Source organism: Agromyces hippuratus (assembly GCF_013410355.1).
Lineage (GTDB): Bacteria > Actinomycetota > Actinomycetes > Actinomycetales > Microbacteriaceae > Agromyces > Agromyces hippuratus.
Window position 1 is genome coordinate 474,543 of sequence record NZ_JACCFI010000001.1, and the last position, 21,033, is coordinate 495,575.

Annotated in this window: 18 protein-coding genes; 15 read left to right on the top strand and 3 right to left on the bottom strand. The window is 69.9% G+C overall.

All coding sequences use genetic code 11. From position 1 onward, the window contains the following. Nucleotides 1–109: 109 nt before the first annotated feature. From BJY17_RS02265 to BJY17_RS02275, 3 genes are all read left to right on the top strand, one after another. Nucleotides 110–1,066, top strand: coding sequence for an ROK family glucokinase (locus tag BJY17_RS02265; RefSeq protein ID WP_179549945.1), 957 nt, complete (start codon nt 110–112; stop codon nt 1,064–1,066). A 50-nt stretch (nt 1,067–1,116) separates the two neighbouring features. Continuing rightward, entirely contained in the window at nt 1,117–1,806 is a 690-nt protein-coding gene (locus tag BJY17_RS02270) for a lysophospholipid acyltransferase family protein (protein ID WP_056008212.1), read from the top strand. Between the two features lie 123 nt (nt 1,807–1,929). Further along, entirely contained in the window at nt 1,930–3,258 is a 1,329-nt protein-coding gene (locus BJY17_RS02275; protein ID WP_179552669.1) for a class II 3-deoxy-7-phosphoheptulonate synthase, read from the top strand. A gap of 100 nt (nt 3,259–3,358) precedes the next feature. On the opposite strand, the gene pknB is transcribed toward BJY17_RS02275, so the two are convergent. After that, the gene (gene pknB / locus BJY17_RS02280; protein WP_322789722.1) at nt 3,359–5,287 is read right to left on the bottom strand and encodes a Stk1 family PASTA domain-containing Ser/Thr kinase; all 1,929 of its coding nucleotides are present in this window, start codon (nt 5,285–5,287) and stop codon (nt 3,359–3,361) included. A 91-nt stretch (nt 5,288–5,378) separates the two neighbouring features. Beyond that, nucleotides 5,379–6,551, bottom strand: coding sequence for a LysM peptidoglycan-binding domain-containing protein (locus tag BJY17_RS02285; RefSeq protein WP_446680637.1), 1,173 nt, complete (start codon nt 6,549–6,551; stop codon nt 5,379–5,381). A 279-nt stretch (nt 6,552–6,830) separates the two neighbouring features. Between BJY17_RS02285 and BJY17_RS02290 the strand changes: the two genes are divergently transcribed. Then, nucleotides 6,831–7,169 carry an Rv2175c family DNA-binding protein gene (locus BJY17_RS02290; protein WP_322789723.1) on the top strand — a complete coding sequence of 113 codons (339 nt, stop codon included), beginning with the start codon at nt 6,831–6,833 and terminating at the stop codon, nt 7,167–7,169. A gap of 14 nt (nt 7,170–7,183) precedes the next feature. Here the strand turns inward: BJY17_RS02290 and BJY17_RS02295 are convergent, their stop codons facing one another. Continuing rightward, nucleotides 7,184–8,296: a polyprenyl synthetase family protein gene (locus BJY17_RS02295; protein ID WP_179549946.1), complete on the bottom strand. Its 1,113-nt coding sequence runs from the start codon at nt 8,294–8,296 to the stop codon at nt 7,184–7,186. Nucleotides 8,297–8,370: 74 nt separating this feature from the next. Here BJY17_RS02295 and BJY17_RS02300 point away from each other — a divergent pair, with 74 nt between their 5' ends. The 11 genes from BJY17_RS02300 (at nt 8,371) to murG (ending at nt 20,990) form a co-directional block, all read left to right on the top strand. Further along, nucleotides 8,371–8,760 (top strand): DUF3040 domain-containing protein, encoded by a 390-nt coding sequence (locus BJY17_RS02300; RefSeq protein WP_179549947.1) that lies wholly within the window; start codon nt 8,371–8,373, stop codon nt 8,758–8,760. A 309-nt stretch (nt 8,761–9,069) separates the two neighbouring features. Continuing rightward, entirely contained in the window at nt 9,070–9,501 is a 432-nt protein-coding gene (gene mraZ / locus BJY17_RS02305) for a division/cell wall cluster transcriptional repressor MraZ (RefSeq protein ID WP_179552673.1), read from the top strand. Nucleotides 9,502–9,604: 103 nt separating this feature from the next. After that, nucleotides 9,605–10,558 carry a 16S rRNA (cytosine(1402)-N(4))-methyltransferase RsmH gene (rsmH, locus tag BJY17_RS02310; RefSeq protein ID WP_179549948.1) on the top strand — a complete coding sequence of 318 codons (954 nt, stop codon included), beginning with the start codon at nt 9,605–9,607 and terminating at the stop codon, nt 10,556–10,558. Then, the gene (locus BJY17_RS02315) at nt 10,555–11,145 is read left to right on the top strand and encodes a hypothetical protein (RefSeq protein WP_179549949.1); all 591 of its coding nucleotides are present in this window, start codon (nt 10,555–10,557) and stop codon (nt 11,143–11,145) included. Before rsmH ends, BJY17_RS02315 begins: the two co-directional genes overlap by 4 nt. A gap of 29 nt (nt 11,146–11,174) precedes the next feature. Continuing rightward, the gene (locus BJY17_RS02320) at nt 11,175–12,983 is read left to right on the top strand and encodes a peptidoglycan D,D-transpeptidase FtsI family protein (RefSeq protein ID WP_246303633.1); all 1,809 of its coding nucleotides are present in this window, start codon (nt 11,175–11,177) and stop codon (nt 12,981–12,983) included. A 13-nt stretch (nt 12,984–12,996) separates the two neighbouring features. Continuing rightward, nucleotides 12,997–14,544 (top strand): Mur ligase family protein, encoded by a 1,548-nt coding sequence (locus tag BJY17_RS02325; RefSeq protein WP_179549950.1) that lies wholly within the window; start codon nt 12,997–12,999, stop codon nt 14,542–14,544. Then, nucleotides 14,541–15,953, top strand: a complete 1,413-nt coding sequence (locus BJY17_RS02330; protein ID WP_179549951.1) for a UDP-N-acetylmuramoyl-tripeptide--D-alanyl-D-alanine ligase — start codon at nt 14,541–14,543, stop codon at nt 15,951–15,953. The genes BJY17_RS02325 and BJY17_RS02330 overlap by 4 nt, the downstream gene beginning before the upstream one ends. Nucleotides 15,954–16,026: 73 nt before the next feature. Further along, nucleotides 16,027–17,124 carry a phospho-N-acetylmuramoyl-pentapeptide-transferase gene (mraY, locus tag BJY17_RS02335; RefSeq protein ID WP_179549952.1) on the top strand — a complete coding sequence of 366 codons (1,098 nt, stop codon included), beginning with the start codon at nt 16,027–16,029 and terminating at the stop codon, nt 17,122–17,124. Then, the gene (gene murD, locus BJY17_RS02340) at nt 17,124–18,665 is read left to right on the top strand and encodes a UDP-N-acetylmuramoyl-L-alanine--D-glutamate ligase (protein WP_179552675.1); all 1,542 of its coding nucleotides are present in this window, start codon (nt 17,124–17,126) and stop codon (nt 18,663–18,665) included. The genes mraY and murD overlap by 1 nt, the downstream gene beginning before the upstream one ends. Beyond that, nucleotides 18,625–19,893 (top strand): putative lipid II flippase FtsW, encoded by a 1,269-nt coding sequence (gene ftsW / locus BJY17_RS02345; RefSeq protein ID WP_179549953.1) that lies wholly within the window; start codon nt 18,625–18,627, stop codon nt 19,891–19,893. The genes murD and ftsW overlap by 41 nt, the downstream gene beginning before the upstream one ends. Beyond that, on the top strand, nt 19,890–20,990 hold the full coding sequence (gene murG, locus BJY17_RS02350) for an undecaprenyldiphospho-muramoylpentapeptide beta-N-acetylglucosaminyltransferase (protein ID WP_179549954.1): 1,101 nt from the start codon (nt 19,890–19,892) through the stop codon (nt 20,988–20,990). The genes ftsW and murG overlap by 4 nt, the downstream gene beginning before the upstream one ends. Nucleotides 20,991–21,033 lie beyond the last annotated feature (43 nt).

The following is a 21,033-nucleotide window of genomic DNA, read 5'->3' on the forward strand; positions in this document are numbered from 1 at the left end:
CCAGCGCGAACCTCGGCATTGGGGTCGATTACACTCTAGTCGTTGCTCGCGGCCGACCCAGGTCTCAGCTCCATCACGCTTCGTCCCCCTTCTGAAAGGCAGCCTTCCGGTGCATGCGATCGGTATCGACATCGGTGGAACGAAGATCGCCGGCGCGATCGTCGACCAGCTCGGCAACATCGTCGCGAGCGACCGCGTCCCGACGCCCGCCGGTGACTCGACGCTCCTCGAAGACGCGGTCGTGCAGATGATCGAGTCGCTCCGTGGTCGTGCAGAAGAGGAGATCGTCGCGATCGGCGTGGCTGCGGCGGGCTTCGTCGACGCGGCGCAGTCGACGGTCTACTACGCGCCCAACATCGACTGGCGCAACGAACCGTTCCGCGAGAAGCTCGAGGCCAGGGTCGGCACGACCGTCGTCGTCGACAACGACGCCAACGCGGCGGGCTGGGCGGAGTTCCGCTTCGGTGCCGGACGCCTCGTCAGCGACATGGTCATGCTCACCATCGGCACCGGCGTCGGCGGCGCGATCGTCGCAGGCGACCGCCTGTTCCGCGGCGGCTTCGGCGCGGGAGCCGAGCTCGGCCACCTGCGCGTCGTCCCCGACGGCCTCGCGTGCGGGTGCGGGCAGCGCGGATGCATCGAGCAGTACGGCTCCGGTCGGGCGCTGCTGCGCATGGCGAACGAGATCGCCGACGCCGGCGGCATCGGTCAGGGCCTGGCCCGCGTGCGGTCCGAGCACGGCGAGCTCGACGGCCGACTCGTGGGCGAGCTGATCGCCTCGGGCGACGCCGGCGCGATCGCGGCCGTGCGCCAGCTCGGGCACTGGCTCGGCCAGGCCGCCGCGAGCCTCTCGGCAGTGCTCGATCCGCAGCGATTCGTCTTCGGCGGCGGCGTCGCCGTGGCGGGCGAACTCCTGCTCGAGCCGATCCGTGCGGCCTACCTCGAGCACCTGCCGGCCCGCGGTTATCACCCCGAGCCCGACTTCGTGATCGCCGAACTCGTCAACGACGCCGGAGTCGTCGGTGCGGCCGACCTCGCCCGCGTGTGGGTCGCCGAGCACGCCTGAGCCACGCGACGCTAGGCTGAATCGGTGCTGAAGAGGGAAGGAGGAGTACGTTGTTCTACTGGATCATGAAGAACCTCGTGATCGGTCCGATCCTTCTCTCGATCTTCCGACCGTGGGTCGTCGGCCTCGAGAACGTGCCGAAAGAGGGCGCGGTCGTGCTCGCCTCGAACCACCTCTCGTTCATCGACTCGATCTTCCTGCCGCTCATCGTCGACCGCCCGGTCGTCTTCCTCGCCAAGAGCGAGTACTTCACGGGCAAGGGCCTCAAGGGCTGGGCGACGAAGGTCTTCTTCCAGGCGGCCGGCCAGCTGCCGATCGACCGTTCGGGCGGCAAGGCCTCCGAGGCGTCGCTCGAGACGGGGCTTCGGGTGCTCGGCGAGGGCAAGATCCTCGGCATCTACCCCGAGGGCACCCGCAGCCCCGACGGCAAGCTGTACCGCGGGCGCACGGGCGTCGCGCGCATGGTGCTCGAGGCCGGCGTCCCCGTGATCCCCGTCGCGATGATCGGCACCGAGCACGTCATGCCGATCGGCTCTCGCCTGCCCAAGGTGCGGCGCATCGGCATCATCCTCGGCGAGCCGGTGGACTTCAGTCGCTTCGAAGGACTCGAGGGCGACCGGTTCGTGTTGCGTTCCGTGACGGACGAACTCGTCTACGACCTGCGCGGACTGAGCGGCCAGGAGTACGTCGACGTGTACGCCAGTTCGGTGAAGGAGAAGCGGGCCTCGCAATCGCGATAGGCTCGTTCCGCGGGGACGCGACGTGCGTCGCCGTTTCCCTTTTCGGCGCAGAATGCGCCCCGAACCCTCAGGACGTTCCCCGTGGTACAGCTCGTCGAGCCGGTCGTGAATGCAGATCCCTCCGTGATTGCCGGCCTCGACTATTGGCGCACGCTCCCCATCAAGCAGCAGCCGACCTGGCCCGACCTCGAAGCCGCGCACGCGGCATCCGCTGAGCTCGCGACCCTGCCGCCGCTCGTCTTCGCCGGCGAGGTCGACATCCTGCGCGACCGCCTGGCGGCCGCATCGCGCGGCGAGGCGTTCCTGCTGCAGGGCGGCGACTGCGCCGAGACCTTCGCGGGTGCGACGGCCGACCAGATCCGCAACCGTGTGAAGACGGTGCTGCAGATGGCGGTCGTGCTCACCTACGGCGCGTCGATGCCGGTCGTGAAGATGGGCCGCATGGCGGGTCAGTTCGCCAAGCCCCGTTCGAGCGACACCGAGACGCGCGGCGACGTCTCGTTGCCCGCGTACCGCGGCGACATCGTGAACGGCTACGACTTCACGCCCGAGTCGCGTGCGGCCGACCCCGCGCGCCTCATCAAGGGCTACCACACGGCTGCTTCGACGCTGAACCTCATCCGTGCGTTCACGCAGGGCGGGTTCGCCGACCTCCGCCAGGTGCACTCGTGGAACCAGGGCTTCGCGGCGAACCCCGCGAACGCCCGCTACGAGAACATGGCGCGCGAGATCGACCGTGCGATCAAGTTCATGGAGGCCTGCGGCGCCGACTTCGAGGCGATCAAGCACACCGAGTTCTACACGGGCCACGAGGGCCTGCTCATGGACTACGAGCGCCCCATGACCCGCATCGATTCGCGCACGGGCACCCCGTACGACACCTCGAGCCACTTCATCTGGATCGGCGAGCGCACCCGCGAGCTCGACGGCGCGCACGTCGACTTCCTTTCGCGCGTGCGCAATCCGATCGGCGTGAAGCTCGGCCCGACGACGACGCCCGAGACGATGCTCGAACTCGTCGAGAAGCTCGACCCCGAGCGCGAGCCGGGTCGACTCACCTTCATCACCCGCATGGGCGCCGGCAAGATCCGCGACGCGCTGCCGCCCCTGCTCGAGGCGATCAAGGCGAGCGACGCGAACCCGCTGTGGGTCACCGACCCCATGCACGGCAACGGCATCACCACGCCCAACGGCTACAAGACGCGTCGCTTCGACGACGTGGTCGACGAGGTCAAGGGCTTCTTCGAGGCGCACCGCGACGCGGGCACCCACCCGGGCGGCATCCACGTCGAGCTCACGGGCGACGACGTCACCGAGTGCCTCGGCGGGTCGGAGCACATCGACGAAGAGACGCTGGCCACCCGCTACGAGTCGCTCTGCGACCCGCGGCTGAACCACATGCAGTCGCTCGAGCTCGCGTTCCTCGTGGCCGAGGAGCTCGCGGCGCGCTGACGTCGGGCACCATCGAGACGCAGAACGGCGGATGCCCCGGGGCATCCGCCGTTCTGCATGTCTGCGGCCCTCCCGGCCCGACGCGACCGACTCGTCGGGCTCAGAGCGTGAGCTGACCGACGATCGTGATGGTGGATCCGCGCACGATCTTCTCTCCGGCGGGAGGATCGGAGGAGGTGACCGTAGCCAGGTCGAGGAAGAGGTCGGGCAGGCTGTAGCTGACCACGAATTCGGCCTCCTCGAGCTCGGCCTTCGCTTCGGACATCGACTTGCCGACGACGTCCGGCACCTCGACGAGGTCTTGACCCTTCGAGAGCGTCAGGTTGATCGTGTCGCCCTGGCGCACGACCTCGGTCGTCGGCTCAGAGGCGATGACGCTGCCTTCGGCGATCTCACCCGAGTTGTCGAACACGGGGTCGAGGTAGGCGAACTTCAACCCGGCCTGGGTGAGTGCGGCCTCGGCCTCGGCGCTGGGCAGTGCGATGACATCGGGAATCGGTCCTGCGGAGACCACGAGCGTCAGCTCGCCGAGCTCGGGGTACTCGGCGCCGACCGACTTGCCGTCGACGTCGAGCACGTCGATGACCGTGTCTGCGGCGACGTCCTCTGAGAACTGGAGCACGTTCGGATCGACGACGGTGAAGTCCTTCAGCGTCGCACGCGCGTCGGCCGACGGCGCGCCTCGAACCTCGGGGACGGGCAGTATCTGCGGCCCCAGCGAGACGAAGAGCGTGACGGTGGAACCGCGTTGCGCCTGCTCGCCCGCCTCGGGGTCGGTGCCCGACACCTGTCCCTCCGGGATGACGGGGTCGTTGCGTTCGGCCGGCTCGACCGTGAATCCGGCCTTCTCGAGCACGGCGGTCGCGGCGGCGGGCGCGAGCTTCGCCGTCTCGGGCACCGGAGCGAGGGCGCCGGGGCCCGCGCCGAAGTACCAGCCCGTGCCGGCGGCGAGGCCGGTCAGCAGGAGCACGAGTGCGATGATCCAGTAGCCGCGGCGCTTGCGGCGCTCGGCGCTCTTCGCGAGCGCCTCGGTGTCGTCGCCGTCGGATGCCTCGAGGGTCGCCGTCGCCGCCACGGGCGCCATGCCCGCGCCGAGCACGCGCGTCTCGGCGGTCGCCGCGGCGACCGGCATCGGGCCGCCCGGAAGCACCATCGTCGCCTGCGTCTGCAGGGGGCGATGCGACGAGCGGATCCCGGGTTCGACCTCGCGCAGGCGCTCGAGCATCTCGCGGGCGTCGTTCGGGCGCGCCTCTGGGTCGCGGTTCGTGGCCCAGAGCACGAGTTCGTCGAGCTCGACGGGAACCGCAGGGTTCTTCGAGCTCGGGGTCGGCACCTGGTCGTTCGCGTGCTGGTAGGCGATCGCCATCGGCGCCTCGCCGACGTAGGGCTGCTCGCCGGTGAGCATCTCGTACATCATGATGCCGACCGCGTAGATGTCGCTGCGGGCATCTGCCACGCCGCGGGTCACGAGCTCGGGGGAGAGGTAGGCGATCGTGCCGAGCAGCGCCTGGCCGGTTGCCGTGTTGGCGCTCGCGGCACGGGCGAGCCCGAAGTCGCCGAGCTTGATGCGGCCGTCGTCGGCGAGCAGCACGTTCTCGGGCTTCAGGTCGCGGTGCACGATGCCCGCCTTGTGCGCGGCTGCGAGTCCGGCGAGCACGGCGTCCATGATGTCGACGGTCTGCTCGGGGGTGAGCTTCTTGTAGTCCTTCAGCAGTTCGCGCAGCGTGATGCCGGGCAGGTACTCCATGACCAGATAGGCCATGTCGGCGTCTTGGCCCTGGTCGAACACGTTCACGACGTTCGGGTGCGCGAGACGCGCTGCCGATCGGGCCTCTTGCACGAACCGGGTCTTGAAGGTGTTGTCGTCGGCGAGGTGGCCGTGCATGATCTTGATCGCGACGCGGCGCTCGAGGCGCAGATCGGTCGCGAGGTACACCGTCGCCATGCCGCCGCGGGCGATCCGGGAGCGCACCTGATAGCGGCCGTCGATCAGACGGCCGATCATGGGGTCGACAGGCGCAGTGGTCACTCTCCGAGTCTACGAAGAGGTATATGCCGGAACCGTTGCAAACGCCGACGGCGCGCCGATCGCAACCCCATCGTGATGCTCGGCGCCCCGGTCAGCCGAGTTCGGACAGCCAGGCGCGCGCCGAGGCCTCCCACTTCGCGTAGTGGTCGGGGTGCGCGCTCAACTGCACCGCCTGGGCGGCCTGCGTCACGGTGAGCGATTCCCACCCGGGGATGTCGAGCAGGCCGCGGGTGCGTCCGGCGTTGGGGTCGGCGGCGCCGCCGTAGAACGCCGTCGCGGCGCGCACCGGGTCGAGCACCTCGTCGACGGTGCCCCAGCCCTGGCTCGGGCGCTGCTGGAAGAGGCCGAGCGAGTCGCGGTCGCCGTATTCGGGATTCTTCAGCCCCGACTCCTGCGCAGCGGCCGCGAGGGCGATGACGATGCCCTGGTCGGGCACGCCGAGTGCGCGGCCGACGTCGACGATGATGCGGGCGTTGCCGCGCATCTCCTCGGTGAGCGCGACGCTGACCGAGGCGACGCTGACGGCTGCGACCGGTCGGGCGACCCGCAGCACCTGGCCGGCGCGGATCACCGCCGCGGCGTCGAGTTCGTTGATCGCGACGAGTTCCGCGACGTCGAGGTCGTGCCGTGCGGCGATGTCCCAGAGGGTGTCGCCGTCGACGACGGTGTAGTCGTCACCGTTCGACGGTGCCGGCGCAACCGGTGCCGGGGCGGCGGGCGCCGGTGCGGCGGGTGCCGGCGTCGCGGGGGCGGGAGCCGCGGCATCCGCACCGCCGGGAGGCAGCACGATCGACTGCCCCGGGAAGATCAGGCTCTGCCGGCCCAGTCCGTTGGCGCTCAGCATCTGGTCGAGTGAGACGCGGTAGGCGGCTGCGATGCCGCTCATGGTGTCGCCGGCGACGACCGTGTGCCGGGCGAGTTCGGCGGCGACGGGCGCCGGTGCCGGGGTGGTGCTGCCGCTGCCGGGCAGCGCCAGCCGCTGCCCCGGGAAGATCAGGCTCGACCAGCCGAGCCCGTTGAGCGCGAGGATGTCGGCGGTCGCCACGCCGTACCGTTCGGCGATGCCGCTCACCGTGTCGCCGTCGCCGACGGTCACCTCCGACGGCACGGAAGTGGAGGAGGCGGTCGCCGATGCGGCGGGGCGGGCGGGTCCGTCGTTCGTGGCCTTCGCCTTGGGCATGCGCTTGGCCGACTGCGGCGCCGCCTCTGCGGGCTGCGCGATGCCGAGCGTGACCGCGATGGTCGACACGACGGCGAGCGGCAGGGTGATCAGGCGACGGATGCCTCGGCGACGGTCGTTCACGTCGCGTGCATGCCGACGCGGATGGTCGACCGGGCTGTTCGCAGTCTCGGCGTCGTACGTCATCGTTGCCCCCTTGCGCCCCGGCTTGTTGCTCCCGGGCCCCCGCGGCAACCGTCGCATAGCGTGCTGGGGGAGTCAAACACCTCGACGCGAGTCTCTCGAAGCGGACGGAGCAGGGGCTCGCGAGCGTGTCGCGATCGATGGTTCCGCAAGTCGCCCGGCTCGTGGCAGTCTTGGTACGTGACCGATGCTGCCGAAACCGACTGGCTGACCGTTCCCGACCTCGTCGAGATGCTCGGGCAGAGCCCGAGCCGCATTCGCCGACTCATCGACGACCGGCACCTGCTGGCCGCGCGCATCGACGGCGTGCTCAAGGTGCCCGCGGTGTTCCTGCGCGACGACGCTCCGCTGCCCGAACTGTACGGAACGGCGAACGTGCTCGCCGACAACGGCTTCACCGATGCCGAGGCGCTCGAGTGGATGCTCGCCGAAGAGGACAGCCTCGGCACGTCGCCGATCGCAGCGCTCCTCGCCGGCCGTAAGGCCGAGGTGCGCCGCGTGGCGCAGGCGCTCGCCTGAACCGCTGAGCGGCGTCAGCTCGTGCGGCGGGTGACCGCCCGTGCGAGGGAGCCGAGTTCGGCGCGGGCGTCCCTGCTGATCGGTGCGGCCTCGAGCGCCGCGGCGGCCTTGTCGACGTTCGCGGTGATGAGCGCCTCGACCTCGTCGACCGCGCCGCATTCGCGGATGGTCTGCTGCAGCATCCTGATCTGTTCGGGCGCGAGCTCGGGATCTCCGAGGAGTTCGTCGAGCAGGCGGCGCTGGCCGGCTGCGAGTCGCTCTCGGGCGATCGCGATGAGCATGGTGCGCTTGCCCTCGCGGAGGTCGTCGCCGCTCGGCTTGCCGGTGACCTCGGGGTCGCCGAACACGCCGAGCAGGTCGTCGCGCAACTGGTACGCGATGCCGAGCGGCAGGCCGAACGCGCGGAGCGAGTCGAACTGCGCGGCCGAGGCGCCGGCGATGGCTCCGCCGATGACGAGCGGCGCTTCGATGCTGTACTTGGCCGACTTGTAGACGATGACGCGCTCGGCGCGGAGTCGCTGCTCCGATTCGGCCTGGCTCTGCCACGCGCGCTCCTCGAGGATGTCGAGGTACTGACCGGCCGTGACCTCGGTGCGCATGCGCATGAACTCCGAGCGGGCCCTGCGTGCGGCGGCGCGGTCGGGGAGCGCGGCGAGCCCCTCGTCGAGCAGTTCGTCGCTCCACCCGAGCAGCAGGTCGCCGAGCAGGATCGCCGATGCGCGACCGAACTCGGGCGCCGAACCCGCCCAGCCCGAATCCGCGTGCAACTGTTCGAAGAGGCGGTGTCCCGAGGGGGCGCCTCGCCGGGTGTCGGAGTTGTCGATGATGTCGTCGTGGAGCAGCGCCGCGGCGTGGAAGAGCTCGAGCGCGGCAGCGGCGGAGACGACGGGGAACCGGTCGCGCCCGCCCTCTGCGGCGAACGGGTCGAACCCGCGCCCGCCGATCGCTTCCCAGCCCCAGTAGCAGAACAGCGCCCGGAAGCGCTTGCCTCCGCTGAGAAACCGCCTTGAGAACGCGTCGAGCGGTTCGAGGTCGGGGCTGATCTCGCGGAGAATGGAAGTGCGTTCGGCGAGGAAATCCTCGATGCGTTCGTGCACCATATCGACCAGTCGGGAACCGTGAGCCACCCGCCTAGCCTAGCGAGGCTGAGCAGGGCTAGAATGGACTCGGATGCGTCGATCCCGAGCCTGAGGGGAATGAGATGCCGCTTTCGGAGCAGGAGCAACGTCTTCTCGAGGAGATGGAGCGGAACCTCTATCGCAATGACGCCGACTTCGTGCAAGCGGTCGGCGGTGTTCGTGGTCGACGACCGAACTACCGGGCCATCGTGCTCGGAGTGCTGCTCGCCGTCGCCGGCGCGGGCGCACTGATCGCGGGCGTGGCCTCGCAACTCCTCATCATCGGAGTCGTCGGCTTCGCCCTCATGTTCGCCGGGGTGCTCGTCGCGATCACCCCGTCCAAACGCGGCGCCGCAACCGCTGCTCCCGCAGAAGCGCCGGCAGCGAGCCGACGCGGCCGCGGCACTACGAGCGGCAGCTTCATGGACCGCATGAACGAGCGTTGGGATCGCCGCCAAGACGGCCAGGGCTGATCCCTCCACTTCGCACCACCTGAACGGGTCGATCTTCGGATCGGCCCGTTTTTTCGTGCGCCCGGGGGTGCTCCGCCGTGCGCCCGACATGCCGCGCGCGGCATCCGCTGCCTGAACGCCCGGTTCGCGCCGGCGAAGTCGACCGTGCCAGCCCGATCCCTCCACTCCGCTCCACTGGTCGCATCCCTGTATTCATGCGGCTTTCAGTGAGATCGACACGCCAAAACGAGCGAATGTCGTTGATCGGTGGATGAGAGTGGAGTAAAGTGGGGTTACCTGGATTCTGGCCGGAGGAAAGGGGGTGGTGTGGTGTTCCTCGGTAGCTATGAACCAAAGCTCGATGAGAAAGGCCGCGTCATTCTTCCGGCGAAGTTCCGGGAGGAGCTCTCGAGCGGTCTCGTGCTCACGCGCGGGCAGGAACACTGCATCTACGTGTTCAGCGCGCGGGAGTTCGAGAACATGAGCGACAAGATCCGCCAAGCCCCGGTAACGAGCAAGCAGGCGCGCGACTACATGCGCGTCTTCCTCTCGGGGGCTTCCGCGGAGACCCCCGACAAGCAGCATCGCGTCACCATTCCCGCCACACTCCGCGCGTACGCGGGCCTCGACCGCGACCTCACGGTCATCGGAACGGGCAGCCGTGTGGAGATCTGGGACGCGACGGCATGGGCGACCTACCTCGCCGAGCAAGAGGCGGCCTTCGCGGACACGGCGGAGGAGGTGATCCCCGGACTCTTCTAGGGCTCGGGCTCCGACTCCCAGCCGGCCGCGCCTGGTGCACTTCCCCGCATCAGGACGAACGGATGGGGATCGGAACCCGAGGCCACGAAGGCAAGGCGGAATCATGGACATCGAACGCATTCACACCCCGGTCATGCTCGAGCGCACGCTCGAGCTCCTGGCCCCGGCCCTCGAGGCCGACGGCGCCGTGATGGTCGACGCGACCCTCGGCATGGGCGGTCACACCGCTGCATTCCTCGAGCGGTTCCCGAGACTCACCGTCATCGGCCTCGACCGCGACACCGACGCGCTCGGCATCGCCCGCGAGCGGCTCGCGAAGTTCGGCGACCGCGCCCGATTCGTGCACACGGTCTACGACGGCATCGTCGAGGCCGTTCGCGGCGAGGGATTCCGCGAGGTGCAGGGCGTGCTCTTCGACCTCGGCGTCTCCTCGCTGCAGCTCGACCGCGCCGAGCGCGGCTTCGCGTACTCGAAGGATGCGCCGCTCGACATGCGCATGGACTCCACGAGCGGTCGCACGGCGGCCGACGTGATCGCCGAGGAGAGCGAAGACGAGCTCCGTCGCATCTTCCTCGACTACGGCGAGGAGAAGCTCGCAGCCCGGTACGCCCGGGCGATCGTGCGGGCGAGGGCCGAAGCGCCGATCACGCGCTCGGCCGAGCTCGTCACCATCATCCAGGCGGCGACCCCGGTCGCGATCCAGCGTCAGGGGCACCCCGCGAAGCGTGTGTTCCAGGCGCTGCGCATCGAGGTCAACGAGGAGCTCTCGGTGCTCGAGCGGGCGATGCCCGCCGCGCTCGAGACGATCGCCGTCGGCGGCCGCATCGTCGTGCTGGCCTATCAGTCGCTCGAGGACCGGATCGTCAAGCGATCGCTCGCCGCGGCGTCGAGCTCGTCGGCTCCGGCCGGCCTGCCGATGGAGCTGCCCGAGCACCGGCCCGAGTTCAAGCTGCTGGTGCGTGGCGCCGAACTCGCGAGCGAAGACGAGCAGGCGGAGAACCCGCGGGCCAAACCCGTGCGACTGCGGGCCGCCGAGCGTCTGCGGAGGCCGTCATGAGCGCCGTGCAGGCACAGTCCCTCCCCGCGCCTCGGCGGGTCGGGCCCGAGCGCCCGCAGCGCCGGCTCCGTCCGGCGCCCGAGCGCGCCGCACGATCCAAGCCGAGGCTCGCCTACGCGGTCATCGCGCTCGGGGGCGTCGCGGTCATCATCGTGGCGCAGTTGCTGCTCTCGATCGCGGTGACGCAGGGTGCGTACGAGATCGACGCGCTGCAGATGCAGCAGACGGCGCTCACTCGCGACGAGCAGAAGCTCTCCGAAGACCTCGACCGCGTCGAGTCCCCGCAGTTCCTCGCCACGAAGGCCGAGGGGCTCGGCATGGTGCCGAACTCCGACCCGGTCTACCTCCGACTCTCCGACGGCGCCGTGCTCGGCGAGCCGAAGGCGGCCGAAGGCGGTGCCGGGGCATCCGCTCCGCTCGTCCCGAATGCGCTGATCGACGGCGTGCCGCCGACCGGCAACGCGCAGGCGGGGGAGACTCCGATCGGGGGAACTCCCGGTCAGGCCGCAGGCGCGGCACCCGATGCTCCAGCTGGGGCTCCGGCGGCGCCCGTCGACGGCGGACTGCCGACGCCCGCCACGCACTGACCGTTCGACCCACTGCGAGGACCCACTCGATGAACCGCACCAGCCGTCACCCGATGCGGCGGATCCTGCTCTCCGCCGCCGTGCTCGTGGCCCTGGTCGGCGTCTTCGTCGTGCGGCTCGTCGACATCCAGATCGTCCGCGCCGCCGAGCTCAACGAGCAGGCGCAGGAGGCGCGCTCGGAGCCGGTCACCGTCTGGGGTTCACGCGGCGACATCGTCGATGCGAACGGCAAGGTGCTCGCCGACAGCGTGATGCGGTACGACATCGTGCTGTCGCCGAAGCAGGCGTCGAAGGCGATCGTCGAGCGTACGGTGCCCGATCCCGACAACCCGGACAAGACGAAGAAGGTCGTCGTGCCGATGCCGGACCTCGCGGCCGAGCTCGGCGCAGTGGTCGGATTGACCGGCGACCAGGTGGAGGGCATCATCTCCGCCGAACTCGCCGAGGACCCGAACGCGGACTACGCCTACGTCGCCAAGCTCGTCGACACCGAGACGTACGAGCAGGTGAAGGCGCTCGACATCCCGTGGGTGTACGCCGACGAGCACCCGAGTCGTCGCTATCCGAACGGTGCCGTCGCCGGCAACCTCGTGGGCTGGGTCGACCCCGACGGCGAACCGGTCGCCGGCCTCGAGCTCTCCGAGGACGAATGCCTCGCGAGCGAGAACGGCGAGGTCAGCTACCTGCACAGCCTGCAGGACTGGGTGAAGATCCCCGGCACCGAGATCGTGCACGAGCAGGCCCACGACGGCGGCATGCTGCAACTCACGATCGACACCGACCTGCAATGGGCGGTGCAGCGCATCGCCGAGTCGCGCGTGCGGGAGACCGGGGCGGACTGGGCGACGGTCACCGTCATGGAGGCGAAGACGGGGCGTCTGCTCGCGGTCGCCGACGTGCCGACCGTCGACCCGAACAACCCGTCGGCGACCGACGCGGAGGATCGAGGGTCGCGCTCGTTCACCGCGCCGTTCGAACCGGGATCGACGTTCAAGGCGCTCACGGCGGCATCCGTCATCAACGCGGGCCTCGCCGACCCGTTCAGCAAGATCGTGGCGCCGTACTGGTATTACCCGCCGAACGGCGCCACATTCCGTGACAGCTCGCCGCACGACGACCTGAACCTCACCTTGACCGGCGTGCTGATCGAGTCCTCGAACACCGGTATCGCGCAGTTCGGCGAGCTGATGAGCGACCGGGCACGCTACGACGACATGCTGAAGTTCGGTCTCGGCGAGGAGACTGAGGTCGGCTTCCCCGCGGAGGCGCCCGGCGACCTGCACGGGGACCCCGATGAAGACTGGGACAACCAGACCAAGTACGCCACGATGTTCGGACAGGGCCTCACCACCACGGCGGTGCAGATCGCGAGTGTCTATCAGACCATCGCGAACGGCGGCGTGCGCATGCCGGTCACCCTCGTCGACAGGTGCGTCAACGAGGATGGCATCTCGACGCACGCCCCCTCGACGGGCGAGCGGGTGATCTCTGCCGAAGCCGCGTCCGAGACGAGCCAGATGCTCGAGCGCGTCTACCAGGACGCGTGGCTCTCCGACGACTGGAACATCCCCGGCTATCGCGTCGCCTCGAAGACGGGCACCGCACAGGTGCCCGACGGCGACGGGGGCTACCTGACGGGCTACCTCGTCTCGGTCTCGGGGTTCGCCCCGGCCGACGATCCGCAGTTCGTCGTTTCGGTGAGCATCATGAATCCCGTTAAGATGAATTCGTCCGCCGCATCCGCTCCCGTCTTCCAAGAGGTGATGAGCCAGGTGCTGAAGAAGTACCGGACCGTTCCATCCGGCGCCCCGGCGCCCGAGCTGCCAGCTACCTGGTGAGAAAGTTGGGTTCGTGACCGGATCGCCTCTCACGGCTCTCCGGCCGAAGCACCCGAGTCCTCGATCGCTTCCCGGCCTCGCCGAAGCGTTCGGATTCGCCGTGCTCGGCGAGATCGACGGTCTCGAGGTGACCGGAGCCGGCCTGTCCTCGAAGAGCGTGCAGCCCGGCGACCTGTACGTCGGAGTGCCCGGGCGCAACGCCCACGGCGCCGACTTCGCGGCATCCGCGCGTGAAGCGGGCGCCGTCGCGCTGCTCACCGATGCCGCAGGCGCCGAGCGCGCCTCCGATGCAGGCCTCCCGATCCTCGTGACCGACGATGTGCGCGCGGCGCTCGGCGAGGTCGCGGCGTGGATCCACCGCACCGCCGAGAACCCCGCGACGTTCTTCGCCGTCACCGGCACCAACGGCAAGACGAGCGTCGTCTACCTGCTGTACGGCATCCTCCGCCAGCTCGGCATCATGGCCGGCCTCACGTCGACGGCCGAGCGGCGCATCGGCGACGAGGCCGTGACGAGCTCGCTCACGACCCCCGAGGCGAGCGAGCTGCACGCACTGCTCGCCCGCATGCGCGAGGTCGACGTGCGCGCCGTCGGCATCGAGGTCTCCGCGCAGGCGCTCTCGCGTCACCGCGTCGACGGACTCGTCTTCGACGTGGTCGGGTTCACGAACCTGACGCACGACCACCTCGACGACTACGCGTCGATGGACGAGTACTTCGAGGCGAAGCGCGAGCTGTTCCAGCCCGAGCGATCGCGACGCGGCGTGGTGACGGTCGACTCCGAGTGGGGGCGTCGCCTCGTCGCCGAGTCGCGCATCCCCGTGACGACCCTCACATCGGTCGACGGCGTCGAGGCCGACTGGCGCATCACGGTGCTCGAAGAGGGCGCCGACCACACCTCGTTCCGACTCGAGGGCCCCGGCGGTCGCCGGATCGAGACCCAGGTGCCGCTGCTCGGCTGGTACATGGCCGCCAACGCCGCCCTCGCGATCGTCATGCTCACCGAGGCCGGGTACGACCTCGACCTCATCGGCGCCGCGCTCGAGCGCGACGGCGGCGTGCAGGCGTACATCCCGGGCCGTGCAGAGCGCATCTCGGGCGACCGCGGTCCGGTGGTCTACATCGACTACGGCCACAGCCCCGACGCCTTCCTGCAGACCCTCGGCGCGATCCGTCGTTCGACGTCGGGCCGGGTCGTCATGGTCTTCGGCGCCGACGGCGACCGCGACACCACGAAGCGCGCAGAGATGGGCGCGATCGCCGCCCGCGGCGCCGACGTGGTCGTCATCACCGATTTCCACCCGCGGTTCGAAGACCCGGCCTCGATCCGCGCCGCGCTCATCGCCGGCGCACGCGAGGCCGTCCCCGACCGCGAGATCCACGAGATCGCCGATCCGCGCGAGGCGTTCCGCGCCGCGCTCGCCCTGGCGGGCGACGGCGATGCGATCCTCTACGCCGGCCCCGGCCACGAGGACTACCACGAAGTGAAGGGCGTCAAGATCCCGTACTCCGCAAGAGACGATTCCCGGCAGGCGCTGCGCGATGCGGGGTGGCTCGCATGATCGCGATGACCCTTGCCGAGATCGCCTCGGCCGTCGCCGGCGTGCTCCGACTCGAGGCCGCACAGGCCGCGCCCGAAACGATCGTCGACGGCGTCGTGACGACCGACTCGCGAGAGGTCGGCGCAGGCGGCGTGTTCGTCGCCAAGCGCGGCGAGTTCGACGACGGTCACCGCTTCGCCCCGGCCGCGGCCGAACAGGGTGCCGCCCTGCTCATCGTCGAACACGCCCTCGACCTCCCGGTGCCGCAGATCGTCGTCGCCGACTCGGTCGACGCCCTCGGCGCGCTCGCGACCGAGGTGGTGCGCCGGGTGCGCGCGCTCGGGCGACTGCGCATCGTCGGCGTCACCGGGTCGAACGGCAAGACGACCACGAAGAACCTCCTGCGCGCGGTGCTCGAGCAGGTCGGCCCGACCGTCGCGGCCCGCGCCTCGTTCAACAACGAGGTCGGCGCGCCGATCACGATGCTCGAGCTCACGGACGAGACCGAGTTCCTCGTCGCCGAGATGGGCGCCTCGGGCGTCGGCGAGATCGCACGACTCGTGCGCATGGCCAGGCCCGACGTCGGCATCGTGCTGAAGGTCGGCCTCGCCCACGCCGGCGAGTTCGGCGGCATCGAGCAGACCGTGCTGGCCAAGTCCGAGATGGTCACCGACCTCATCGAGACGGATGTCGCGGTGCTGAACGCCGACGACCCGCGCGTGGTGCCCATGGCGGGCCTCACCGCGGCGCGCGTCGTCTGGTTCGGATTCGGCGAGTCCGCCGACGTCCGGGCCACCGACATCCGCGCCCACGCGCGCGGCACCGACTTCACCGTGACGATCCCGGGCGGCGAGACGGCACGCGTGCAGTTCTCGGTGCTGGGGGAGCACCACGTCATGAACGCACTCGCGGCGATCGCGGCATCCGTCGAACTCGGCGTGCCGCTCGCGGCGGTCGTCGCCGCCCTCGAGCAGGTGACCCTCGCCGAGCGCTGGCGCATGCAGGTCATGGGCGGTCGCGACGGTGTGACGATCATCAACGACGCCTACAACGCCAGCCCCGACTCGATGTCGGCCGCGCTGAAGACGCTCGCACAGGTGAAGAACCCCGAGGCGCGCACGATCGCGGTGCTCGGCGAGATGAGCGAGCTCGGCGAGTTCTCGGGCGAGGAGCACGATCGAATCGGGCTGCTCGCGGTGCGGCTCGGCATCTCGCAACTCGTCGTGGTGGGAGCGGGCGCGCGACGCCTGCACATCACGGCGATCAACGAGGGGTCGTGGGACGGCGAATCCGCCTTCGTCGAGTCCGCAGACGAGGCGTTCGACCTCGTCACGTCGTCGGTGCGCCCCGGCGACACGGTATTGGTGAAATCGTCGAATGCGGCGGGTCTCCGCCTGCTGGGCGACCGACTGGGAGAATGGTTCGCGTGAGCGCTGTTCAGGTACGCGGCGGGGCAGGGCGCACAGCCGGCCTGCCCGACGATCGACTGGGAGAATGGTTCGCGTGAGAGCACTGCTGACCGCTGGGGCGTTGTCGCTCGCCTTCACGCTGTTTCTGACCCCGCTGTTCATCCGGCTGTTCACACGGCTCGGGTGGGGGCAGTTCATCCGCGACGACGGGCCGCAGAGCCATCACGTCAAGCGCGGCACGCCCACCATGGGCGGCATCATCTTCATCCTGGGCACTCTGTTCGGGTACTTCGTCGCGACGCTGCTCGTCAGTGACGAGAAGCCGACGGCATCGGGCCTGCTCGTGCTCTTCATGATGGTCGGACTCGGCGTCGTCGGCTTCATCGACGACTTCCTGAAGACCCGCAAGAAGCAGAGCCTCGGTCTCGGCGGCTGGGCGAAGGTCGTCGGCCAGGTGATCATCGCCGGCGCGTTCGCCCTGCTCGCGCTCCAGTTCCCGAACGATCGCGCAGTCACTCCCGCCGATACCAAGATCTCCTTCATCAGGGACCTGCCCCTCGACTTCATGGTGTTCGGCACGGTCGTCGGCGTGATCCTCTACGTCATCTGGATCTGCCTGCTCGCCGTCGGGACCTCGAACGCGGTCAACGTCACCGACGGCCTCGACGGGCTCGCCGGCGGCGCCTCGATCCTCGCGATCGGCTCGTTCGTCATCATCGGCTTCTGGCAGTTCAACCAGTCGTGCGCCTCCGCCGGCCTGAATCCGTCCGACGAGTACCGCTGCTACGAGGTGCGCGACCCGCTCGACATCGCGATCGTGGCGACCGCGATCGTCGGCGGTCTCATCGGCTTCCTCTGGTGGAACACGAACCCGGCGAAGATCTACATGGGCGACACCGGTTCGCTGGCCCTCGGCGGCGCACTCGCGGCACTCGCGATCGTCAGCCGCACCGAGCTCCTCCTCCTGCTCATCGGCGGCCTCTTCGTGATCGAGACCGGTTCGGTCATCGTGCAGCGGGCGTACTTCAAGCTCTCGCACGGCAAGCGCATCTTCCTGATGAGTCCGATCCACCACCACTTCGAGTTGAAGGGATGGGCGGAGGTCACGATCGTCGTGCGCTTCTGGATCATCGGCGGTCTGCTCGTGGCTGCGGGCGTCGGCGCCTTCTACTTCGAGTGGCTGCAGAGCTGATGACGGATGCCGCTTCGCCCGTCTCCGATCGTCTCGATGCGCTGACCAGCTGGAACGCCGATTGGCGCGGCCTCCGCGTCGTCGTCATGGGTCTCGGCGTCACCGGGTTCGCCGTCGCCGACACGCTGACCGAGCTCGGCGCGTCGGTGCTCGTCGTCGCGCCCGAGGTCGACGACGACCGTGCGCGCATCCTCGAGGTCATCGGGGCCGGTCTGCTGCGGCATCCGCTCGATGCCGTGCCCGCAGAAGTCGTCGACTTCGCACCCGAACTCATCGTCGCCTCGCCGGGGTTCCACCCCGATCATGCGCTGCTCTCGTGGGCGGCCGAGTCGGCGATCGCGGTGTGGGGCGACATCGAACTGGCCTGGCGGGTGCGCGACAAGGTGAACACCGCCGAGTGGATCCTCGTCACCGGCACGAACGGCAAGACGACGACCGTGCAGATGGCGGCGACGTTCCTCGCGGCGAACGGCCTGCGTGCGGCGCCGTGCGGCAACATCGGCGTGCCGGTGCTCGACGCCGTGCGCGACCCGGGCGGCTTCGACGTGCTCGTCGTCGAGCTCTCGAGCTACCAGCTGCACCACCTGCCGAAGTCGGGGCCGGGTGCGCTGCACCCGTGGGCGAGCACCGTGCTCAACATCGCCGACGACCACCTCGACTGGCACGGCTCGTTCGAGGCGTACCGGGCCGCCAAGGCGACGGTCTACGAGAACACGAAGGTCGCGTGCGTGTTCAACCGCGCCGACGAGGCGACCCGCCGCATGGTCGAGGACGCCGAGGTCGAAGAGGGCGCCCGCGCCATCGGCTTCGGGCTCGACGTGCCGGGGCCGAGCGACTTCGGCGTCGTCGAGGGCATCCTCTGCGACCGCGCCTTCCTCGATGACCGTCGCACTGCGGCGCTCGAGATCATCACGCTCGACGAACTGGAGCCACGTGGGCTCACCGCCCCGCACGTGGTGGCCAACATCCTCGCGGCCTCGGCCCTCGCCCGCTCGTTCGGCGTGCCGGTCGGCGTGATCCACGACGCGCTCGGCTCGTTCCGGCTCGACGCCCACCGCATCGAGACGGTGGCGGTCTCCGGCGGCATCCGCTGGGTCGACGACTCCAAGGCGACGAATCCGCACGCGGCCGAGGCGTCGCTGCGGGCGTTCGGCAAGGTCGTCTGGATCGTCGGAGGCCTCCTCAAGGGCGTCGACGCCGATGCACTCGTGGCAGCCCACGTCGCACGCCTCCGCGCCGCGATCGTGATCGGCGCCGACCGCGCCGCGCTCGTCGCCGCGTTCCGCCGACACGCGCCCGAGCTGCCGCTCTTCGAAGTGGTCACGGATGACACTGAGACGGTGATGCCCGACGCGGTCGCGCTGGCCGCGGCGGTCGCTGAAGAGGGCGACACCGTGCTCCTCGCGCCCGCTGCGGCGTCGATGGACCAGTTCGCCGACTACGGCGATCGCGGACGGCGGTTCCACGACGCGGTCGGATCGATGCTGGGAGGTGAGGCGGATGGCGACTCCGCCCCGCGCGAACCGCTCCCCGGAGCCTGAGCGCACCGGCGTCTCGGCATCCAGGATCCGCCTCGGGCGCGTCTTCCGCGTCGAGTCGGCCGACTACTTCCTGCTGCTCGGCACGACGCTCTTCCTGGTCGTCTTCGGCCTCGTGATGGTGCTCTCCGCCTCCGTCGTGCAGTCGCACCTCGAAGACGAGAGCTTCTATGCGCAGGCGCTGCGTCAGGGACTCTTCGCCGTCTTCGGCATCCCGCTCATGCTCATCGCGAGTCGCATGCCAGAGACGTTCTGGATGCGGCTCGCCTGGCCCGCCCTGATCCTCTCCTGCATTCCGCAGCTCCTCGTCGTCGCGACACCCCTCGGCGTCGAGAAGGGCGGCAACACGAACTGGCTCGAGATCGGCTCGGTGCAGTTCCAACCGTCGGAGTTCATCAAAGTGGCCCTCGTGATGTGGCTCGGCCTCATCGTCACGAAGAAAGAGGCGCAACTCGGCGACTTCGTGCACGGGGTGCTGCCGATCGTGCTCGTCGGCGGCGGCGCGATCGGCCTCGTGCTCCTCGGCGGCGACCTCGGCACCGTCATGATCATGGGCGCCATGCTGCTCGGCGCGCTGTTCCTCATCGGGGTGCGGCTGCGGCTGCTGCTGCCGCCGATCTTCGCGGCCATCATTCTGTTCGCGATCGTCGCGGTCTCGAGCCAGAGTCGCATGCGCCGGATCACCTCCTTCCTCGACGCCGACTGCGTGAGCGGTGGCAGCGGCGACTCCGTCAGCGACTGCTGGCAGATCCAGCACGGATCGTTCGCCCTCGCGAACGGCGGCGTCTTCGGCGTCGGGCTCGGCAACTCGGCCGCGAAGTGGTCGTGGCTGCCCGCCGCCGACAACGACTTCATCTTCGCGATCATCGGCGAAGAGCTCGGCCTGATCGGCGCGATCGTGGTCATCGCCATGTTCGTCGTGCTCGCGGTGGCGCTCGGGCGCGTGCTGCGCGGGGCGCGCACGCCGTTCGCTCGCACGGCCACGGCTGCGGTGCTCGTGTGGATCATCGGTCAGGCGTGTGTCAATATCGGTGTCGTGCTCGGCGTCTTCCCCATCCTCGGTGTGCCGTTGCCGCTCGTCTCCGCGGGTGGCACGGCTCTGCTCACCACGCTCTTCGCGATCGGCATCGTGCTGTCGGTCGCGCGCGATCCCGAAGCCCCGGCTCGTGCCGCGGCACGTGCTGCGGCACGCAAGAGCGGTCGTACCGCAGCAACGCGAGCCGCCCGATGACGACCTACCTCCTCGCCGGTGGCGGCACCGCCGGCCATGTCAACCCGTTGCTCGCGGTCGCCGACCGGTTGCGCGAACGCGACCCAGAGGCATCCGTGCTCGTGCTCGGCACGGCCGAGGGCCTCGAGGCGCGACTCGTGCCCGCCCGCGGCTACGAGCTCCTGACGATCGCGAAGGTGCCGTTCCCGCGCCGGCCGAACCGCGCAGCCGTGGCCTTCCCGGCGCGGTTCCGCGAGTCGATCACCGCAGTGCGCCGCATCATCGACGAGCGAGGCGTCGACGTCGTCGTGGGGTTCGGCGGCTACGTCTCGACTCCGGCGTACCTCGCCGCGCGACGTGCCGGCATCCCCGTGGCCATCCACGAGGCGAACGCACGCCCCGGTCTCGCGAACCGACTCGGCGCGCGCTTCGCCGCGACGGTCGGCGTCGCCTTCGACGGCACGCCGCTGCCCGGTGCCCGACTCGTCGGCATGCCGCTGCGCCGCGAGATCGAGACGCTCGATCCGGCCGCCCTCCGAGTGGAGGCCGCCGCTCACTTCGGCCTCGACCCGTCGCGACCGGTGCTCCTCGCCACCGGGGGCTCGCTCGGCGCCAGGCGCATCAACCGCACGATGGTCGACTCGGCCGACGCCATCACGGCTGCCGGATGGCAGGTGCTGCACGTCACCGGGGCGAAGTCGGAGGTCGTCGACCCCGACGTGGTCGACTACCGCATGGTCGAGTACGCCGACCGCATGGACCTCGCCCTCGCCGTCGCGGACGCCGCGGTCTCGCGAGCCGGAGCCGCCACGGTGTGCGAGCTCTCGGCGCTCGGAATCCCCGCCGTCTTCGTGCCGTACCCGGTCGGCAACGGCGAGCAGCGGTTCAACGCCGCCGGCGTGGTCTCGGCCGGGGGAGCCGTGCTCGTCGACGACGCCGACTTCGTGCCCGAGTGGGTCGACGCGACCCTGTTGCCGATGCTCTCCGACGCCGGCCGCCTCCGGGTCATGGCGGAGGCCGCCGCATCCGTCGGGTTCCGCGACGGCACCGACCGCATGGTCGCCCTCGTCGACGAGGCGCTCGGCGAGCCAGCCGGCGCCGCCCCCGCGGGCGCGTAACGTTGAGTGAGCGGATGCCGCGACATCCGCTCGCCCGAACCGG

Bases quoted from the DNA above. Each gene is read 5' to 3' on its own strand.
- BJY17_RS02300 (WP_179549947.1), top strand. From the start codon at position 8,371: ATGCCGCTTTCGGAGCAGGAGCAACGTCTTCTCGAGGAGATGGAGCGG.
- rsmH (WP_179549948.1), top strand. From the start codon at position 9,605: ATGGACATCGAACGCATTCACACCCCGGTCATGCTCGAGCGCACGCTC.
- BJY17_RS02315 (WP_179549949.1), top strand. From the start codon at position 10,555: ATGAGCGCCGTGCAGGCACAGTCCCTCCCCGCGCCTCGGCGGGTCGGG.
- BJY17_RS02320 (WP_246303633.1), top strand. From the start codon at position 11,175: ATGAACCGCACCAGCCGTCACCCGATGCGGCGGATCCTGCTCTCCGCC.
- BJY17_RS02330 (WP_179549951.1), top strand. From the start codon at position 14,541: ATGATCGCGATGACCCTTGCCGAGATCGCCTCGGCCGTCGCCGGCGTG.
- murD (WP_179552675.1), top strand. From the start codon at position 17,124: ATGACGGATGCCGCTTCGCCCGTCTCCGATCGTCTCGATGCGCTGACC.
- ftsW (WP_179549953.1), top strand. From the start codon at position 18,625: ATGGCGACTCCGCCCCGCGCGAACCGCTCCCCGGAGCCTGAGCGCACC.
- murG (WP_179549954.1), top strand. From the start codon at position 19,890: ATGACGACCTACCTCCTCGCCGGTGGCGGCACCGCCGGCCATGTCAAC.